The 3,901-nt window shown below is 50.5% G+C and carries 3 protein-coding genes; 1 reads left to right on the top strand and 2 read right to left on the bottom strand.

All coding sequences use genetic code 11. The annotated features are described in order from the left end of the window. Positions 1–119: 119 nt before the first annotated feature. Positions 120–557 (bottom strand): PIN domain-containing protein, encoded by a 438-nt coding sequence (locus tag IQ219_RS17765; RefSeq protein ID WP_199309716.1) that lies wholly within the window; start codon positions 555–557, stop codon positions 120–122. Between the two features lie 20 nt (positions 558–577). Continuing rightward, positions 578–1,081: a DNA recombination-mediator protein A gene (locus IQ219_RS17770; protein WP_194019269.1), complete on the bottom strand. Its 504-nt coding sequence runs from the start codon at positions 1,079–1,081 to the stop codon at positions 578–580. A gap of 111 nt (positions 1,082–1,192) precedes the next feature. Between IQ219_RS17770 and IQ219_RS17775 the strand changes: the two genes are divergently transcribed. Further along, complete coding sequence (locus IQ219_RS17775) at positions 1,193–3,880, top strand: chloride channel protein (protein ID WP_194073487.1); 2,688 nt, start codon at positions 1,193–1,195, stop codon at positions 3,878–3,880. The last annotated feature ends 21 nt before the right edge of the window (positions 3,881–3,901 follow it).

A 3,901-nucleotide genomic window follows, 5' to 3' on the forward strand; every position in this document is an offset into this window, starting at 1 on the left:
TCCGTATCCCATCGAAAACTGATTCAAAAAACGGATCGTATTGGAGATACCAACCTCTTTAAAGAGAATTTCTATGGCTTGTTGGGTGATTTCGCTGAGATTTTTCGTTTCAGTAATCATTAAGAGAACTCCGCAATTAATTCTAAAGGAGAAACAACTTTGGTTGGTCTGGTATCCAAACTTTTGGCTCGTTTCAAAAATCTATCGTCACAGGTGCAAAAGTATTTTGACTCTGCTTTAATTGAGAAGGCTAAATGTAGTGCATCCAAAGTTTTGATCCCCATACCCTCAAGCTCCTGTGCGTACTGTGCAATGTCGGCGCTCCCTGGCACAAACACATCTGTCTTCAACAAAATTTCTGCAATGTAAGCCTTTCTAATTGGTGATCTGATTTTATTTGCTTCAAACACCAAAGCTGGCGAAGAAACCAATTTAACTTGCCCTGATTCCCAAAGTACGAGGACATTCAAAATTGCTTCAGCTTCAACTGCTACCCTGATATGTGTTCTGGCATCTAGAGGACGCTGTAAAGTACACATATCGAGGTAAATTAGCATTAAAATTCACCGATCAAATTCTAATCAAAATAGAACAGAGTGACCAGTTTCCTTTGCTCCTCTGCTTCTGCACAGGTCTGCAACAGGGTGTGACTCTCGTGAAAAGCAAAGCAAATCAACTGCTGACAACGGCTGACAATTTCTCGGTTACAAATGGTACTCGCTTCCCCCAGGGAAAGACTATCATTTTCGGTATTTTCCACCAGATGAATCACTTGCCCCAACTGATTACGGGACTCCCTCGGCTGGCGGTCTAAACTTTGGGGCAAAATTACCGTGAGCAAATTAGGATCGGCCCGCATGGCTCCCTTAATAACAGCGGAGTTGGTGCCCGTAGCACCGGATGTGACCAGGTGATTGCCGCCCAAAACCAAGGCATAGCTCATCATTTCGATCAACTGTTGGTGGGTTATCGGCACATGGCGAGATCCCAATAGGGCAATGCGTTTAGAACCAGTTTGCTGAATAGCGGCCAGTTCCTGCGCTAAGGTATCTAGGGTAGGGATATTAACAACTTGGCTCAAAGACGCTCTCTTCAAAGGCTGTGGTGACCGCTGTTATTGTAACAAACTGATTGCCGGATGGCGACGCGATCCCCAAATTTGCCCTAAAACTGTTTTAGCAATTCTCTCCCCATGGCTTGGTTTCCCCTTTGGCAACGGTGGCTTCAATGGTTACGGTCCCGACACTATGGCCGCACTGCCATCGATAGCCGTTATGCGATCGCCGAAGCCTGTGTGATTGGATTTGTCTCTGCTCTAGCGGCCTTGGTGATCAAAAGTGGAGTTAATTGGCTGGGGTCTACCCGTTTAAGCTTAGCCGATACCTACGGGGCCATTTGGGTGTTGCCCTGCTTTGGTTTGGTATTTGGTAGTTTAGCGGGAATATTGATCGAACAATTTTCCCGGCCGGCGGGGGGCGGCGGTATTCCCCAGGTCAAGGCGGCCCTGGCCCGCTATCCCATTCCCCTGAACTGGCAAGTGGCCGTGGTGAAACTGGTGGGTACGGTGCTGGTGTTGGGGGGAGGCATGACCTTAGGAAGGAGAGCCCCCACGGTGCATATTGGTGCGGCCTTGGCGGCCCAATTGAGTCGTTGGTTTCCCACTTCCCCGGAACATCGTCGGCAAATGATTGCGGCCGGGGCGGCGGCAGGACTAGCCGCGGGTTTCACCACTCCCATTGCGGGGGTTTTGTTTGTGGTGGAAGAGTTGATGCGGGATGTGTCCAGCTTGACCCTGGAAACGGCGATCGTGGCTTCCTTTGTGGGGGCTGTCACCTCTTTGGTGTTTCAATCCAGTGATCTTAATCTGGCCCACAGCTTGGGTAATAGTCCAAAGGTGGATTTCACCATGGCAGAAATTCCCTTCTATCTATTGTTGGGGATTTTGGCGGGAATTTTGGGGGTGTTGCTCAACCGCAGTATTCTCTCCTTACAAAGCTGGCAAAGAAAACAAAACCTATCCCTAGCTATTCGCATTGGGGTAGTGGGGTTAATTTCTGGAGTGGCGATCGCCCTCTTGCCGAGCTTTTTTCGGGACAATGCGGGACTAAGGGAATTTGTCACCTCTGGGGAACTGAGTTGGCATCAGGTGATTTTGACCCTAGTGGCCCATTTTATTTTGACTATTTTGGCCTACAGCACCGATGCGCCGGGGGGACTGTTTGCGCCGGCCCTGGTAATGGGTTCTGCCTTGGGTTATCTAGTGGGGGAATTTGGCAATCATTGGCAAGACCAGATCACCCAAACCACCTTTGCGTTGGCGGGGATGGGGGCGTTTTTTACCAGTGTGGTACGGGTGCCGGTGACGGCGATCATCATTGTTTTTGAATTAACCGGCAACTTTAATGTGGTGTTGCCCCTTATGGTGGCCTGTGCCACCTCCTATCTAGTGGCGGAAAGTCTATTTCCTCGTTCTCTTTATGACCATTTACTGGAAACCAAGGGGATCTTTTTAGCGGAGGAAAAGCCAGACCACGACTTTTTGGCCGATATCCGGGCCCATCAGGTAATGAAAACTGATGTGGAAAGCTTGGAGCAGAGTTTAACCTTAGCCCAGGTGCTGCCAATTATGTCCAATTCCCATCACCGGGGTTTTCCTGTGGTGCAGGGAGGAAAGCTAGTGGGGGTATTTACCCAAACGGATTTGGCCAATGCGGCCCAGGAGTCGGTGCACATTGCCCTCAAGCAAATCATGACCCCCAATCCGATCACCGTGGACCCGGAAGCGCCCCTCAGTGATGTGCTTTATTTACTCAACCGCTATCAACTTTCCCGCTTGCCGGTGGTGGAAGGGGATAACAAATTGGTGGGCATTATCACCCGCACAGACATTATTCGCGAAGAGGTGAGTCAGCTGGGCGGGCAAATTATCCATCCTCCCCATCCTGCCTACAGCGTTTACCAAACCCGATCGCCATTGGTGGGGGAAGGGCGTATTTTGTTACCGATCCGAGACCCCAACAGCGCCTTGGTGCTATTCCAAATTGCGGCGGCGATCGCCAAAAAGCAAAACTACGAAATTGACTGTTTGCAAGTGGTGAAGGTATCCAAGGCCCAATCCCCTTCTGTACAAAGGGTGCAATGGCAAAGACAACGGCAACTGATGCAAAAATTGGAGCGCATTGCTCGGCACCAAGGGGTGTTGCTCCACACGGAAATCAAACTAGCCTTCAGCGTTACCGACACCATCCTTGACACCATCAGAACCCGCCACAGCGACTTACTAATTCTGGAGTGGCAAGGGGAAATGCCCATTGGGGGACAAATTTTCGGTGCCATCACCGATCGCCTCATTGACCAGGCTCCCTGCTCTTTGTTAATGGTCAAACAGGGCACCAATGTCCATGCCTATCCCCGTTATCTCTCTCCCATGGCCCACTGGTTGATGCCGGTGGCAGGGGGCCCCAACATTGAGCAGATGCTGAGCCTATTACCGGCGCTATTTTCCCTCTACCCAGAAGAAAATAATCCCCAACTGTTAATCTCCAAGGTCTATCTGCCTCGCCAGTCCCGGCGCTACGATCCCTTTTATGACCTGAAAACTTTGGCGGAACGGTGGGCAGAACAGTTGCAGAGGCCGATTATTCCTATTCCAGTCTGCTCCACTTCCATAGCTGATGCCCTCAGTGACCTAGCGGAAATGCGCCAATGTGCGGCGATCGTGCTGGGAGCAAGTCGGGAAGGGCTACTGAAAAATGTTATCCACGGCAACTTACCGACTCAAATTGCCACCCAAACCAACACCACTGTGTTTATCTTCCGGGGCCCCGTGGATACTCCCCCGGCGATCGCCCCTCCCCTGGCAGACCAGTTGGCTGAGTAATTAACAATAAAAATTACTGCG

This window comes from Synechocystis sp. LEGE 06083 (assembly GCF_015207725.1).
In the GTDB taxonomy this organism is placed as follows: Bacteria; Cyanobacteriota; Cyanobacteriia; order Cyanobacteriales; family Microcystaceae; genus Synechocystis; species Synechocystis salina.